This window comes from Pedobacter sp. T50_32 (genome assembly GCF_057652195.1).
On record NZ_JBYFBY010000002.1, the window covers coordinates 1,154,904 to 1,168,989 of the forward strand.

Below are 14,086 nucleotides of genomic sequence, written 5' to 3' on the forward strand. Positions count from 1 at the left end.
CATTAGGTTTGATAAAAATATAAATTATTTATTAATTCCTAATATTGGGAATTAATTTTATTTTAGCGTAACTCATTATATTCCATAAATTTGTAAACGAAAAATGAGTGAAGACAGAAAGCAAACTGCAAGCGGCACGACAAGAAATAAGGAGCGTACCAAACAAAAAATGATTGATGCTGTAGGCGAGGTACTAAAGGAGAAAGGCTACCCCGGACTAACAATTAATAATATAGTACGGAGAGCAAATGTAGACCGTAAGTTAGTTGCACATTATTTCGGCAATATAAATAACCTTATTGACGAGTATTTGTATCAGCGGGATTTTTGGATGACCAAGGTTGCACCAAAGTTGAGCGCCATTATTACGCAAGCCGAAGAGCACCGCGAACAAACGATTGTTTCTGTTTTACACACCTTATACGACGAGGTAAGCAGTTCCCCAGATTTTCAGAAGATTTTAAGCTGGCAAGTAGGAGAGTATCAAGATAGCCTCAAGAAGCTAGTTGAAGCAAGGGAAGCTTTAGGGAGGGAGTTCTTTAAAATTACGGACAGCGATTTTGAAGGTTCTGATATCAATTTTAGGGCAATGTGTGCAATACAAATTGCAGGCATTTATTATTTGATTTTGCATGCCAACGTAAATGGAGTTACGTTTTGTGAAATCGATATCAAAACAGATGAAGGCAGAGATGCGATTAAAGATGCATTAGCTAAGATGGTAAGTTTGATTTATCAAGATATAGCCAAAAAAAATTAAAGCCCCAATTTTCCTTGAGGCTTTAATTTTAAATATGTTTGGAAGAACATAAGTTACTCGTCTTTCATGATATTTTCTTCTTCTGCGTTTTCGATAGCGACTGGACTGGTTGCCAGCAGATATTTTTCTTGATCAAATTCGTTCTCGCTTTTAGCTATTACAATAGCAGCAATACCGTTGCCTATCATATTTGTAATGGCCCTAGCTTCACTCATAAACCTATCTACACCTAAAAGAATAGCGATATGTTCTACTGGCATAATTTTCAAGGCCGTTAAAGTACTTGCAAGTACGATAAAACCACTACCAGTTACGCCCGCAGCTCCTTTACTGGTTACCATTAGTACCAACATAATAGAAACCTGCTCGCCCAGTGTGAGATCGATACCAAAAACCTGCGTTAGGAAGATGACTGCCATGGCGAGGTAAATTGACGTTCCATCGAGGTTAAACGAATATCCGGTTGGAATTACCAAACCAACCACAGATTTCTCGCAACCAATATCTTCCATCTTTTTCATCATACTTGGTAAAACCGATTCTGACGAAGAAGTACCCAACACAATCAGAATTTCCTGGCGGATAAACTTCAGATATTTCCACAAACTGAATTTATAATAGCGACAAATAGCATTTAGCACTACAAAGATGAAAAGAAAGCAAGTAAGGTAAACTGCACCCATCAGCTTTGCCATTGGCAATAACGAATGCAACCCAAATTTGCCTACGCTGTAGGCCATTCCGCCAAAAGCACCTAGTGGAGCTAATCGCATAATTACCTTCATCATGTTAAACAACACCTTCGAAATCTTGTCAAAAGTGACTAAAAGCGATTGCCCAGCTTGTCCCATTTTACTTAAGCCATAACCAAATAGAATGGCAAAAACTAAAATCTGAAGGATTTCGCCTTTAGAGAATGCTTCGAATATATTTTTAGGAAAAATGTGTGCAATAAATTCTAACCAGTTAATTGATCCAGCTTGTTCCGTATAGGTTGCAATTTTTGCGACATCGCCAGCTGGAACTTCAACCCCTACACCTGGTTTCATTACATTAGCTACGAACAGACCAATCACAATAGCAAGTGTAGTTACAATCTCGAAATAAAGTAGTGCCTTTCCTCCTACTACACCTACTTTCTTCATATCGCCCATGTGAGCAATACCCAATACAATGGTAAAGAAGATGATAGGAGCAATCAACATACTGATCATGTTGATAAAACTCTTGCTAATTAGTTCTGCATGCGGCGCAAATCCTGGATACAGAAACCCAACTAAAATACCGAGCGAAATGGCAAATAAAACCTGAAAGGTAAGGTTTGATACAACTTTTTTCATTGTGTGGTTTGGTTTGAAGCTGGAAATATAGAAACTTAATTTTAAAATATTTTAAAAACTAATGTCAATTGGAAAAAAAAGATTAGCATTTGATAAAATAGCACAACAAATTTGTTTCGAATATCTCCTCTAGGAAAAAATATCTTTAGCTGTTGAGGAAAGATCAATAATTCGTTGTTTATATTGACAACGAATTTATCTAAGTTTGCATATATCATAACACGATGGGTAGAATTAAGTTTATTTTGTTGGCTTTAGTTAGCATTGGAGTTATAGGTTATGCTTGTAAGAAGGAGCCAGTAGATAGCAAATTATTTGTAGAGCAATTCCTTACTGGAAGCGATTTTACCCGTTGGCCAATTCAATCTTACGTAAAATTTGAGTTTAAAAATCGTGATACCTTGGTTAAAGACACGGTTGATTTAGCGATAGACACCGCAATTTTTCATCGTAACCTTCAACTGATTAGAGGAACCGAAGTAGTTGGCTTTGACGTTGATGCCGCTGGAGAAAATATCACTTTTGCTACTCAGCCAGATAGCACTTGGAGAATAGATTATGTTCGCCCAAATACATTTAAACTTATACACGAACGCATAGAAACCGTAGGCACCGATGTGATGACTTATAAAATCGAACAGATTTTCAAGAAGTAAGCCTATTTGGCAATACCTACCGAAGAAAACTGCAAATCGTAAAGTTGTTTGTAGTAGCCATCAAGTTTTAACAGTTGCTGATGCGTTCCCTTTTCCTTAATTTCTCCTTTTTCGAGAACGATAATCAAATCTGCCTTTTGGATGGTAGACAATCTATGTGCAATGACAATCGCTGTCCTTCCCTCCATCAACTTGTCAATGGCATTTTGTATGAGCATTTCTGTTTCGGTATCAACCGATGAAGTAGCCTCATCTAACACCAAAATAGCTGGCTTGTAAACCAAAGCCCTGATAAATGAAATCAGTTGGGCCTGTCCTGCAGAAAGTGTAGCTCCTCTTTCCATCACATTGTAATGATAGCCGCCTGGCAAACGTTCTATAAATTCATGGGCACCAACTTTCTTGGCAGCATCAACCACCTCTTCAAAACTTATCTTGGGGTTGTTAAGGGTAATATTGTTATAAATCGTATCTGAAATCAGAAATACATCTTGCAGTACAGTAGCAATGTTTTTCCTTAAGTAAGCTAATTCGTAATCTTGAATTGAATTTCCATCTACAGCAATGTTTCCTCTTTGGATTTTGTAAAAACGATTAAGGATGTTAATGGTAGAGGACTTGCCCGCTCCGGTTGCGCCCACCAAAGCAATGGTTTGGCCAGATTTCACTTCAAAAGAAATATCCTTCAGTACATATTTCGGATCTGTTTCTCCATCTTGATCATAGCTGAACCAAACATTTTTGAACGAAATGTTACCCTCCAATTTTGGCGGAGCTAAAGTTCCTTTATCTTCAGTTTGCTCGTTCGTATCCAGCACTTTAAATACACGTTCGGCACCCACCATTCCCATTTGCAGGGTATTAAATTTATCAGCCAATTCCCTTATCGGTCTAAAAAGCATATTGATAAACATGATAAAAGTGGTGATAATGCCTGGCTCTATCGATGGATTGGTGAGGATCGTTTTTGAACCGTACCAAATCAGCAAACCTAAAGACATGGCCGAAATAAGCTCTACTACAGGGAAAAAGATCGAATAATACCAGTTAGAACGGATATTAGCATCGCGATAGCGTGAATTTATTTTCTTAAACTTCTTGTATTCTTGATCTTCTCTCGCAAAATATTGGATGATAGCAATGCCGCTGATGTGCTCCTGTAAAAATGTATTCAAATTAGAAACTTCGGCACGTACCTCTTGGAAAGCAACCTTAATGGCCTTTTGGAAAATTCTAGTAGCGATAATCAGGAAAGGCATTGGCACAAGCACAGCTAATGTAAGCTTCCAATCCATGTAGAACATGATGCTCGTAATAACGATAACCTGTAGCATATCACCAATCATGGCAATCAATCCCTCCGAGAAAATATCTGCAATGGTCTCTAGATCGGAAACGGTACGGGTAATCAGTTGCCCTATTGGAGTTTTATCGAAAAATTTAAGCCTTAATTTGGTGATATGATTGAAGACGTTGATCCTTAAATCTTTGATAGCCGACTGCCCCAATTTATTAGTGAGCAGCGTATGCGCATACTGAAAAGCGGTTTGCAGCGCCAACAAAACCAACATTAAAACGGTGACGTTTAGCAATCCTTGGTAATCTCCTTTAAGAATGTGCTGATCTAAAGTAAATCCCACCAGCATTGGACGAACGGGAGCAATAGCAGCCAATAATATGGTTAACAAAACAGACCAAACAAAAATAGCTCGATAAGGCCTCACGTAGGCCATTACCCGTTTCAATAAGCCAAAATTAAATGCGTCCCCTGTTACTTTTGACATTCTTTTTCAAATTTTGAACGAGTAAATTTTGAATGAGTGAATATTTCCTTGGCACATACCATCATTCAATACTTCAATCATTTTCAATATATGGGTATTCTACCGTCACTAAATATAGGCCGCAAGCTGGAACTGATTGTCCTGCATTGCTCCTATTTTTACTTTCTATAATTTGCTTTACATCTTCCACCTCGATATCGCCCTTTCCTACCAATACCAAAGTCCCCATGATTGCCCTTACCATATTGCGAAGAAAACGGTCTGCTTTGATGGTAAACACCAAACCATCGTCGTTCTGTTCTATTTTAGCATAGCTGATTTTGCAGTTGTTCGTAAATGTTTGCGTATTGGATTTGCTAAAGCATGAAAAATCCTGATAAGTCAACAAAACTTGAGCCGCTTCATTCATTTTTTCTACATCCAAATTGCCTTTGTACAGCCAAGACCTATCCAATTTAAATGGATCTTTCTTAAAATGCAGATGATATTTATATTCTCGAGCTGTTGCATCGAAACGGGCATGGGCATCAGTTGCTACCTCAAAAATTCGGTAAATGGCAATGCTATATGGCAATAGGGCATTTAAGCCTGTAGTTGCGTTGGCAATTTGCTTTTCACCAACTTCGGTTAAATCGAAATGAGCGTAAAATTGAGTAGCATGTACACCAGCATCTGTACGACCGCAGCCTAAAGAAACTACTTCTTGCCTAAAATAAGTGCTTAATGCTTTGTCTAAACATTCTTGTACAGTAATTCCGTTGGGCTGTGTTTGCCAACCGTGAAAATTAGTACCGTTATAGCCGAGTTCTACGAAATATCGCTTTGTTTCCAATGTTGCAAAAATAACAAAACAGTTGGCAGTTTACAGTGGACTAACTCACAACTTTTAAACCTTACAGCAAGAAAACAATTATGCAATTAAAACAATAAATGTATTTTTGCCTATTATGATACAAAGAATTCAGTCTATTTGGCTTTTATTGGCTGCTTTTACAATTTTATGCTTAGTATTTGTGCCTAGCTTAGGCGCTGCAGCAAGTGGCGGTTATTACACTTTATTTGCATCTGGTTTGAAGCTTGAGGGTGTAGCAAACCAAGCGACTAACTATTCGCTTTTAATTAGTACAATTTTGGCGGGACTGATCAGTTTGGTCAACATCTTTAACTTCCGTAACAGGAAGCTTCAAATCCGAATTGCTTCATTCAACATTGTGCTCATCTTAGCTTTGTCGTTCTGGATGGGACAATTGGTTAGAGGTTTGGAAGGCGTAACTACACTAGACATAGAGCTAGGGCTTTATTTGCCAATTATATCAATTATCTTCACCTTTTTGGCCATCAGAGGCATTAAAAAGGATGAAAAATTAATTCGCTCTGCGGATAGGCTGCGTTAAATTTCGATTAAAATTTAGTTATAAATTGGCTAACTTTCAGTTTATCACTACCTTTAACATATTCTTTTACAACTTTTAAACCCTTCTTTATGAAAAAACTTATACTTTCTTTATTATTTATCGGTGGATTTGCTGCAAGCGGATATGCTCAGGTATTTTCGCAGAATTTTAATAGTTCTACTGTTTTAAATGACTACGTTAACACCGCTGGCGAAACAAATAAGTTTACAGCGATTGGGAGCGGAACTGCAAACGCTGCGAGCATTACAGCCGGGGGAGCTTTGCAATTCGCAAAAACGGGCTCAGGTACTTCGCACTTTAGCAGAAACGTTTCTTTCCCTGGCCCACCAACTGTATTGAAAATTAGTTTCAATTTAAATGTGACCAACATAGCAGCAACAAACTCAACACAAGCACAGCTTTATGTGGGCACAGGTTTTGCAAACACTTCGGGAGCCCCTACACTTGCATCTACAACCCATAGTAGGTTAGTTATCGGCTTTGATGCTGCTCAAGGCTTTAATATTTCTGGACCTAACGCTCCCACAGGTTCAAGTCCATTCTATAACGCTGAAAGAGTTGTAACTTGGGTAATAAACAATAGCGGTGCAACAATCAATTATTCTGCTCCTAACGGAGAAACGAAGACATTAGCGAATGATACATGGGATTTATATGCAGATGCGGTTGGTACGCCTACTGGCACCCTAGTTTTAGCAGCTAGAGGGGTTCAATCCGCAGCATTAAATATAGAGCAGTTTTTTTTCAGATATGATACCGGGTCCGAAAATGCGACTATAACTTTCGATAACTTTTTGATCAACGACCAGACTACCGTTCTTCCGGTTGAATTAAGCTCTTTCACTGCGAAAGCTAATCTGCAAAACATTGACTTAGCTTGGTCTACAGCATCTGAAAAAGATAATTCTTATTTCGATATTTTACGTTCTGGCGATGGTAAAACATTTACTAAAATTGGTGATGTAAAAGGAAACGGAACAACTGATATTGCTAAAAATTACAGTTTTACTGATAAAAATGCTTTACCTGGCGTAAACTACTACCAGTTGAAGCAAGTGGACAACAATGGTACTTCGGCACTTTCTAAGGTAGAGGCTGTGAAATCTAATGTAGCTGCCACTAATTTAAAAGTAGCTGCAAGCAAGCAAGATGGTACAGTTAAATTAACTGTTTTTGCAGCTAACGAAGGCAACGCAACTTTCAAAATTTATGATTTGAATGGCCGTAAGGTAACGGAACGAGTTTTAAACTTAAGCAAAGGATATTCTAACGTTTCTGTTCCTTTTAACGGAGGTAACGGTTTGCATATTGCTTCATTAACTACCGCTACAGAAACGGTTACACAGAAATTTATTCAGTAATTTCTCCCTCAGACTTATTTAAAAGCCAGTTCGCAAAATGAACTGGCTTTTTCATTTTCTTTCATATTTTATTGACCATATAAGGCATGTAAGAACATTTAAGCTGCTTGCCTTGTAAATTTTCCGTTGTTCTTGGCATCTAGCAATTAAAGTTAACAGCAATGAAGGTTGTTAAATAGCCCCGATTGAACGGAAATACTTTTTGTTCGTCATTTCGAAGGAGGAACGACTGAGAAAACTGTAGCTAGAAGCTTATATCTGTGAGATTTCTCACATACGTTCGGAATGACGGAGGAAGAAACACAAAAAGATTGAAGTGAAAGCGGGACTTTCGGAAGTGATAAACACTAAAAATGCGCTTCTAATACCTCTACGAAGCAACTAAACAAAGTACTCGACCTATAACTTTCTTATTTCCAATTTATTAAGCTTAAAACATTTTATTTACAACTATATATATTACCAATTATTAACCGTACCTTTGCGGCTTAATTTAAAAATGTTATAATGATAAACCCATTTAGTAAATTGGGGATAAGTGATGACGTTGTTAATGCCGTTAAAGCGCTAGGTTTCGAAAATCCTACGCCTATTCAGGAGCAAGCCATTCCTGTACTGTTAGAGGGTAGTAACGACTTTGTTGGTTTGGCCCAAACAGGAACAGGAAAAACAGCCGCATTTGGTTTGCCGTTGTTAGAATTAATTGACTTTAAGAGCAATAAGCCACAGGCACTTATTTTGTGCCCTACACGTGAGCTTTGTCTGCAGATTGCAAACGACATCAGAAATTTCTCAAAAAACACGCCTAATGCTAGCGTTGTAGCCGTTTACGGTGGCGCAAATATTATGCAACAACTACGTGAAATACGCAACGGCGTACAAATTGTAGTGGCCACGCCCGGCCGTATGTTAGATATTATTGGCCGTAAAGCCATTGATTTTTCTAACGTGAAGTATGTAGTATTAGATGAGGCGGATGAAATGTTGAATATGGGCTTCCAAGAAGACATCAACGACATCCTTTCTACTACACCAGATGAAAAGAAAACTTGGTTATTTTCTGCTACTATGCCACCAGAGGTGCGCCGTATAGCTAAAAATTACATGGAAAACCCTACAGAGTTAACCATGGGAACCAAAAACACAGGTAACGTAAACATTGAGCACGAATATTATATTGTTAAAGCTCGTGATAAATATGCTGCCCTAAAACGTATTGTAGATTACAACCCAGATATTTTTGGTGTGGTTTTCTGTAAAACGAAAATGGATACGCAAGATGTTGCCGAGCATTTAATTAAAGATGGTTACAATGCTGATGCTTTACACGGAGATTTATCTCAACAACAACGTGATAAGGTGATGCAACGTTTCCGCGATCGTAACATGCAGTTATTAATTGCTACTGATGTTGCTGCTCGTGGTATTGACGTAAACAACGTAACACACGTAATTAACTATGCTTTGCCTGATGAAATTGAAAGTTACACCCACCGTTCTGGCCGTACTGGTCGTGCCGGTAAAACTGGTGTTTCTATCTGTATCATTAACGCTAAAGAAACTGGCAAAATTCGTCAGATTGAAAGAATTATTGGCAAACAATTTACAAAAGCAGAATTACCTACAGGTTTTGATGTTTGTGAAAAACAATTGTTCGGTTTAATTCACCGTGTACATAACGTAGAGGTTAACGAAGAGCAAATCGACAAATATATGTCGAGAATTAACGACGAATTTGCTGATTTGAGCAAAGAGGAAGTAATTAAGAAATTTGCTTCTTTAGAGTTTAACCGTTTCTTAGAATATTACCAAAATGCACCAGATCTTAATTTAAGCGCTGATGACAGAGAACGTGGTGAGCGTGGTGATAGAAGAGAACGCGGAGAGCGTGGCGAACGTGGAGGCAGAGGTGCTGAAGCGGGTTATGCTCGTTTGTTTATCAACGTTGGTTCGGTAGATGAGTTTACCAGAGGCGATTTGTTAAGCTTTGTTTGTAACCATGGCCGTATTAGCGGTAAAGCCGTTGGTAAGATAGACTTAAAAGGTGTTTTCTCTTTCGTAGAGGTTGAAAGCGCAACTGCTGAAACTTTGATGGCTAACTTTAAAGACGTTCAGTACAACGGTAGAGAGGTTAGAATTGAAATGAGCGGTGATGCTCCTCGCAGCAGTGGTCGTGGCGGAGATCGTGGTGGTCGCGGTGGATTTGGCGGAGAGCGAAGAGGTGGCTTTGGTGGCAGTGAACGTCGTAGCGGCGGTTATGGTGGCGACAGAAGAGGCGGTGGAGAACGTTCTGGAAGCGGAAGAAGAGATCGCGGAGAGCGTGGTGAGCGTTCTGGCGGTGGAAATAGCGAAGGTGGTTTCAGAGATTTCTCTGGTCGCAGTCGTGAAGAGAGAGGTGGCGGCAGACGCGAAGGCGGAACCGGCGGAGAGCGTTCTAGCGATAGAAGACGCAGATCTTAGTTTTCAGTCTACAATTATAAAAATAGAAAGCCCCGAAAATTTTTCGGGGCTTTCTATTTTTAAATAAGTTTTCAGTTTGGGCACCTGATTGCGAGCTGTAAATTGAAAAAGTAAACTACTGAACTGGCCTATTTTTAATCTCGCTTGCTTTTAAATAAACCTTAGCTCCTTTTTTGTTTACATAATATTTTCGGTTTTTACCATCTATGTAAACATTAGTACCATCTGGTGCCATTTTACCTTTGTAGGTTTGATCGGTAACTTTGGCGCCGCCTTTAACTGCAACTTCTGCAGTTTTATTACCAACTGCATTTGCACCTTTCTCGACAGCTTTACCCGTTTTTTGAATGGCTTTTCCTACTTCTGTTTTTTTCTCTTGAGCGCTAGCACTGATTGAAAATAGACTAACCGCTACTGCGACAGCAAAGCCTAATAAATATCTCTTTTTCATCTTTTTAAAATTTAATGAATAGAGAACAAACAATAAATAGATTTGGTTTTCACGATGAACTCATGCTGCGTAAATTCTAAATACGATCTTTTCTAACAACATTAATCTCGTATCTTTCGAGCATCAAGAATTGACACTCATGAAAAAGCAGCTTTATCTATTTTGTTTGATCCTATTTTTATTTTCTTGCAATCCAGTTCGTAAAATTTTAGAAGGCGGCAAACTAAAAGAAACATCTTTTGTGGAGAAGGTTCCATTTACATTCGACTTTGGCCTTCCAATTGTTAAGGTAGAGATTGGAGGGAAAAACTATAATTTTTTATTCGACACTGGTGCGCCAACGGTTATTTCGACAGAATTACTAATACTTTTGAAATTAGAATCAGAAACAGTAGGTAAAACGTCCGATTCGCAAGGCAATAGCAGGCAACAAGCATTTATAAAAATTCCAAGTATGAAAATTGGAAATTTGAATTTCGAAAACATAGGGGCAACAGTTATTGACTTGAAAAAAGTGTTTGAATTTAAGTGCATGAACTTTGACGGAATTATTGGTGCAAACCAAATGGAGAAAGCAATTTGGCAAATCGATTATAGAAACAATATCATTACAGCTAGCAACAACATTTCAAACTTCAATATACCAAAGCATACCAACATATTGAATTTCACTCCCAAAAAAGGGCAAAAAACGCCAAAGGTTATGGTTAAAATTGGAAATCAAGCCATAAACACTACGTTTGATACAGGCGCCACAACTGACTTTAGTTTTCCTTTTGAAACTTATAAATCTGAAATTGAATTTTTAAAAGGAACAGAAGCCTTCGGCAGTTCTAGTTCAGGTATTTACGGCACGAGTAAAAGTGCTATTACAACTTATAAAAAGATCTCAAAATTTAACATAGGCAATATTCAAATAGCAAATCAGATCGTAACTTTTAACGAAGGGACTAGTGCTATCATCGGGAATTCATTTTTCAAAAATTACAGGCTAATCTTAGATTGGAAAGAAAACAAAATCTATATGATTAAGGAAATCGAGCATCAAAATGCTACGCTTGAAACTTACGGCATTGGGTTAAGATAAATCAACAATAAACCAACTATTGCTAAAATTTTCAAAGATACAGACGCATATAGATCGGGATTGCAAATCAACGATCAAATTATTACGGTTGACAATCAAGATGTATCAAATTTAACAGAGACTGAAGCTTGTACTTATACCTTTAACAGTATTTTGTCTGGTAAGGAATCGAGAAATATCACGGTACTGAGAGATGGCAAAAAGCTAATTTTTAATCTAAAAAAAGCGATAGTTCTTAATTAACTCAACTTCTCGGTTAACATTTTCATTTCAGAGTGGGGCGATTTTCTTTCGTACAAAATTTGATAAACCGCTTCACAAATAGGCATATCTACTTGATATTTTTCGTTAATATGATGCATTGAACTTGCCGCGTAATATCCCTCGGCAATCATGTTCATTTCCAATTGTGCAGACCTCACCGTATAGCCCTTCCCTATCATGTTACCGAAAGTTCTGTTTCTACTAAACTGAGAATAGGCAGTTACCATTAAATCGCCTAGATAGGCAGATTCTTTAATATCTCTTTCTATTGGATGTACCACGCCTACAAATTTTTCAATTTCACGAATGGCGTTAGAAATTAATACCGCTTGGAAGTTATCGCCATAGCCAACGCCATGGCAAATTCCACTCGCAACAGCGTAGATGTTTTTCAAAACCGCAGCGTATTCGGTGCCAAAAATATCATCAGAAATATTGGTTTTAATGTATCGAGTATTTAAGTAGCCAGCGAATGTTTCTGCACAGGTCAAAGCTGAACAAGCAATCGTTAAATAAGACAGCTTCTCCAAAGCTACTTCCTCAGCATGACAAGGCCCACTGATTACCAAAATATCTTCGTAAGGCAAGTCGTATATTTCATGCAAAAAATCACCGATTATTAAGTTGTGCTCTGGAACAATACCTTTAATTGCCGAAACCACCTTTTTACCTTTGAGTTGTGCTGGCGTAATATCTTTCAAACTATCCTTTAGAAATGCCGCAGGAACGTTTAAAATTACATAATCAGCCTCAGAAATGACATAAGCTAAATCTGAAGACACATTTTCTGGCTTCAGTTTAATCTCTACAGCACTTAAATAACTGGGGTTATGCTTATAGTTTCTGATATGGGCAATAGCTTCTTCGTTTCTCATCCACCAAAAAATTTCCTTCTCTGAATCATTATCGAGAGCGTTATCAGAAAGCATTTTGATGATGGCTGTTGCCCAACTTCCTCCTCCAATCATCGCTATTTTAGGTATGCTCATATTATATTTTGTACGACTATTTTTTAAACATGGGTAAAAACAAAAGGTTTAAAAAAATGCAATTGCACTTCTTTAAACCTTCGCAAAAATAATTAAATATTATGATTTGTACCGTCTACTTTTTACTTCCAGTACTAAACAATTTGTCTTTAGTGGTCTTCTCTACCTTCAAGCCATCTTTCAATTTATTTTGGATAGCCGAATAAGGTCCCGAAACAATTTGCTGACCAGCTTTTAATCCTGTTTTTACCACAATAAATTGATCATTTTGGATCCCAGTCGTTACTTCTGCCTTTTTAACCGTAGAAGCTTTCTCATCGAACAAATACACAAACTGTTTAATTTGCTTATCTGTCAACTTGCTTTTTTGCTTCTCGCTATCCTCTGAGCTACCTTTCCCCTCGCCATCTGTTTTATTTTCAGTAAAAACAGACTGAATTGGAATAGCTAGTCCTTTTACAGTTTCACTTTCGATATCAACTGTAGCAGAAAGTCCTGGTCTAAATGGAGAAGGTAAATCTTTTGCCCCACCTTTAACCCTATTGTATGATTCTTGCAATAACCTCACCTTTACCGAGAAATTGGTTACCTGATCTACTGAAGTAGTTGTTGTACCAACGGCGGTAGAAGAACTCGCAATCTCGGTAACTATTCCTCTAAATTTCTTACCAGCAAAAGCATCTACCTCTACGGTTGCGCTGTCACCTAAACTCACTCTATTGATATCGTTTTCATTCACATCAACGTTTACTTCCATGTTGCTTAGGTTAGAAATACGCATGATTTCTGTACCTGCCATTTGCGACGTTCCTAAAATACGATCGCCAAGCTCAATTGAAAGTTTAGAAACTACGCCATCAACAGGAGCATAAATAGTTGTTCTAGCTAAGTTAGCACCTGCTTCTTTAACACTTGCACCTGTTTGTTCTAAATTAAACTTAGCACCTACCACACCTTCTTTTGCGCTAGCTAAAGTAGATTTTGCAGTTAAATAAGTTGCTTTTGCATTATCAAATTCTGCTGCAGAAATTACTTTTTTATTGTACAATTCTACATTACGTTTATAAGTTGCTTCTGCATTTACAAAATTAGCTTGTGCTTGTACCAATTGCTGTTGAGACGAGCCTACACTTGCCTTTTGTGCATTATAAGATGCTACAGCACGTTCATAACTAGATTGCAAAATGTCTGGACGAACTTTACACAATAACTGACCTTTCTTCACAATGTCACCCTCTTTCACCAAAAGCTCAGTTACCTCTCCAGAAACTTCAGAACTTAACTTTACTTCTGTTTCTGGCTGTATTTTACCACTCGCAGTTACCGTTTCAATTACGGTTTTATCACCAACTTTTTCTACAGTAACCTTTTCAACCTTCTCTTTGCCAATTACACCGGTAAGGCTTAAAATTACGACTACAGCTAAAATTGCCCCTAAGCCTATTAAAATATGTTTTAACTTCATGTTTGTATTGTTGTATTGTTAATTATTGAAGGTTCTAATTTGGTTGTTGTAAAG

At 37.8% G+C, this 14,086-nt stretch carries 13 protein-coding genes; 7 read left to right on the plus strand and 6 right to left on the minus strand.

Annotation, left to right across the window (positions count from 1 at the left end):
- The first annotated feature begins 103 nt into the window (after positions 1 to 103).
- Complete coding sequence (locus AC23ME_RS10355) at positions 104 to 760, plus strand: TetR/AcrR family transcriptional regulator (protein WP_487727681.1); 657 nt, start codon at positions 104 to 106, stop codon at positions 758 to 760.
- Between the two features lie 53 nt (positions 761 to 813).
- Here the strand turns inward: AC23ME_RS10355 and dctA are convergent, their stop codons facing one another.
- Positions 814 to 2,100 (minus strand): C4-dicarboxylate transporter DctA, encoded by a 1,287-nt coding sequence (gene dctA / locus AC23ME_RS10360; RefSeq protein WP_487727682.1) that lies wholly within the window; start codon positions 2,098 to 2,100, stop codon positions 814 to 816.
- Positions 2,101 to 2,324: 224 nt separating this feature from the next.
- Here dctA and AC23ME_RS10365 point away from each other — a divergent pair, with 224 nt between their 5' ends.
- Complete coding sequence (locus AC23ME_RS10365) at positions 2,325 to 2,756, plus strand: hypothetical protein (RefSeq protein WP_487727683.1); 432 nt, start codon at positions 2,325 to 2,327, stop codon at positions 2,754 to 2,756.
- A gap of 2 nt (positions 2,757 to 2,758) precedes the next feature.
- Here the strand turns inward: AC23ME_RS10365 and AC23ME_RS10370 are convergent, their stop codons facing one another.
- Both AC23ME_RS10370 and truA read right to left on the minus strand, forming a co-directional pair.
- Positions 2,759 to 4,540: an ABC transporter ATP-binding protein gene (locus tag AC23ME_RS10370; protein ID WP_487727684.1), complete on the minus strand. Its 1,782-nt coding sequence runs from the start codon at positions 4,538 to 4,540 to the stop codon at positions 2,759 to 2,761.
- A 73-nt stretch (positions 4,541 to 4,613) separates the two neighbouring features.
- Positions 4,614 to 5,372 (minus strand): tRNA pseudouridine(38-40) synthase TruA, encoded by a 759-nt coding sequence (gene truA, locus AC23ME_RS10375; protein WP_487727685.1) that lies wholly within the window; start codon positions 5,370 to 5,372, stop codon positions 4,614 to 4,616.
- Positions 5,373 to 5,487: 115 nt separating this feature from the next.
- Between truA and AC23ME_RS10380 the strand changes: the two genes are divergently transcribed.
- The 3 genes from AC23ME_RS10380 (at position 5,488) to AC23ME_RS10390 (ending at position 9,776) form a co-directional block, all read left to right on the plus strand.
- Positions 5,488 to 5,934, plus strand: a complete 447-nt coding sequence (locus AC23ME_RS10380) for a DUF4293 domain-containing protein (RefSeq protein WP_487727686.1) — start codon at positions 5,488 to 5,490, stop codon at positions 5,932 to 5,934.
- An 89-nt stretch (positions 5,935 to 6,023) separates the two neighbouring features.
- Entirely contained in the window at positions 6,024 to 7,316 is a 1,293-nt protein-coding gene (locus tag AC23ME_RS10385) for a T9SS type A sorting domain-containing protein (protein WP_487727687.1), read from the plus strand.
- A 507-nt stretch (positions 7,317 to 7,823) separates the two neighbouring features.
- Complete coding sequence (locus AC23ME_RS10390) at positions 7,824 to 9,776, plus strand: DEAD/DEAH box helicase (protein ID WP_487727688.1); 1,953 nt, start codon at positions 7,824 to 7,826, stop codon at positions 9,774 to 9,776.
- Between the two features lie 115 nt (positions 9,777 to 9,891).
- Here AC23ME_RS10390 and AC23ME_RS10395 read toward each other — a convergent pair whose 3' ends face one another.
- Positions 9,892 to 10,227 (minus strand): hypothetical protein, encoded by a 336-nt coding sequence (locus AC23ME_RS10395; protein ID WP_487727689.1) that lies wholly within the window; start codon positions 10,225 to 10,227, stop codon positions 9,892 to 9,894.
- 139 nt (positions 10,228 to 10,366) lie between these two features.
- Between AC23ME_RS10395 and AC23ME_RS10400 the strand changes: the two genes are divergently transcribed.
- Positions 10,367 to 11,314, plus strand: a complete 948-nt coding sequence (locus AC23ME_RS10400; protein ID WP_487727690.1) for a retropepsin-like aspartic protease — start codon at positions 10,367 to 10,369, stop codon at positions 11,312 to 11,314.
- An 18-nt stretch (positions 11,315 to 11,332) separates the two neighbouring features.
- The gene (locus AC23ME_RS10405; protein ID WP_487727750.1) at positions 11,333 to 11,557 is read left to right on the plus strand and encodes a PDZ domain-containing protein; all 225 of its coding nucleotides are present in this window, start codon (positions 11,333 to 11,335) and stop codon (positions 11,555 to 11,557) included.
- Here the strand turns inward: AC23ME_RS10405 and AC23ME_RS10410 are convergent.
- Positions 11,554 to 12,567 (minus strand): NAD(P)H-dependent glycerol-3-phosphate dehydrogenase, encoded by a 1,014-nt coding sequence (locus AC23ME_RS10410; RefSeq protein WP_487727691.1) that lies wholly within the window; start codon positions 12,565 to 12,567, stop codon positions 11,554 to 11,556. The two genes, AC23ME_RS10405 and AC23ME_RS10410, sit on opposite strands and share 4 nt — an antisense overlap.
- A gap of 115 nt (positions 12,568 to 12,682) precedes the next feature.
- On the minus strand, positions 12,683 to 14,032 hold the full coding sequence (locus AC23ME_RS10415; RefSeq protein WP_487727692.1) for an efflux RND transporter periplasmic adaptor subunit: 1,350 nt from the start codon (positions 14,030 to 14,032) through the stop codon (positions 12,683 to 12,685).
- Between the last annotated feature and the right edge of the window lie 54 nt (positions 14,033 to 14,086).

Excerpts from the sequence above, each read along its gene's own strand:
- AC23ME_RS10355 (WP_487727681.1), top strand. The coding sequence starts at position 104 with ATGAGTGAAGACAGAAAGCAAACTGCAAGCGGCACGACAAGAAATAAG.
- dctA (WP_487727682.1), bottom strand. The coding sequence starts at position 2,100 with ATGAAAAAAGTTGTATCAAACCTTACCTTTCAGGTTTTATTTGCCATT.
- AC23ME_RS10365 (WP_487727683.1), top strand. The coding sequence starts at position 2,325 with ATGGGTAGAATTAAGTTTATTTTGTTGGCTTTAGTTAGCATTGGAGTT.
- AC23ME_RS10370 (WP_487727684.1), bottom strand. The coding sequence starts at position 4,540 with ATGTCAAAAGTAACAGGGGACGCATTTAATTTTGGCTTATTGAAACGG.
- AC23ME_RS10380 (WP_487727686.1), top strand. The coding sequence starts at position 5,488 with ATGATACAAAGAATTCAGTCTATTTGGCTTTTATTGGCTGCTTTTACA.
- AC23ME_RS10385 (WP_487727687.1), top strand. The coding sequence starts at position 6,024 with ATGAAAAAACTTATACTTTCTTTATTATTTATCGGTGGATTTGCTGCA.
- AC23ME_RS10390 (WP_487727688.1), top strand. The coding sequence starts at position 7,824 with ATGATAAACCCATTTAGTAAATTGGGGATAAGTGATGACGTTGTTAAT.
- AC23ME_RS10395 (WP_487727689.1), bottom strand. The coding sequence starts at position 10,227 with ATGAAAAAGAGATATTTATTAGGCTTTGCTGTCGCAGTAGCGGTTAGT.
- AC23ME_RS10400 (WP_487727690.1), top strand. The coding sequence starts at position 10,367 with ATGAAAAAGCAGCTTTATCTATTTTGTTTGATCCTATTTTTATTTTCT.
- AC23ME_RS10410 (WP_487727691.1), bottom strand. The coding sequence starts at position 12,567 with ATGAGCATACCTAAAATAGCGATGATTGGAGGAGGAAGTTGGGCAACA.
- AC23ME_RS10415 (WP_487727692.1), bottom strand. The coding sequence starts at position 14,032 with ATGAAGTTAAAACATATTTTAATAGGCTTAGGGGCAATTTTAGCTGTA.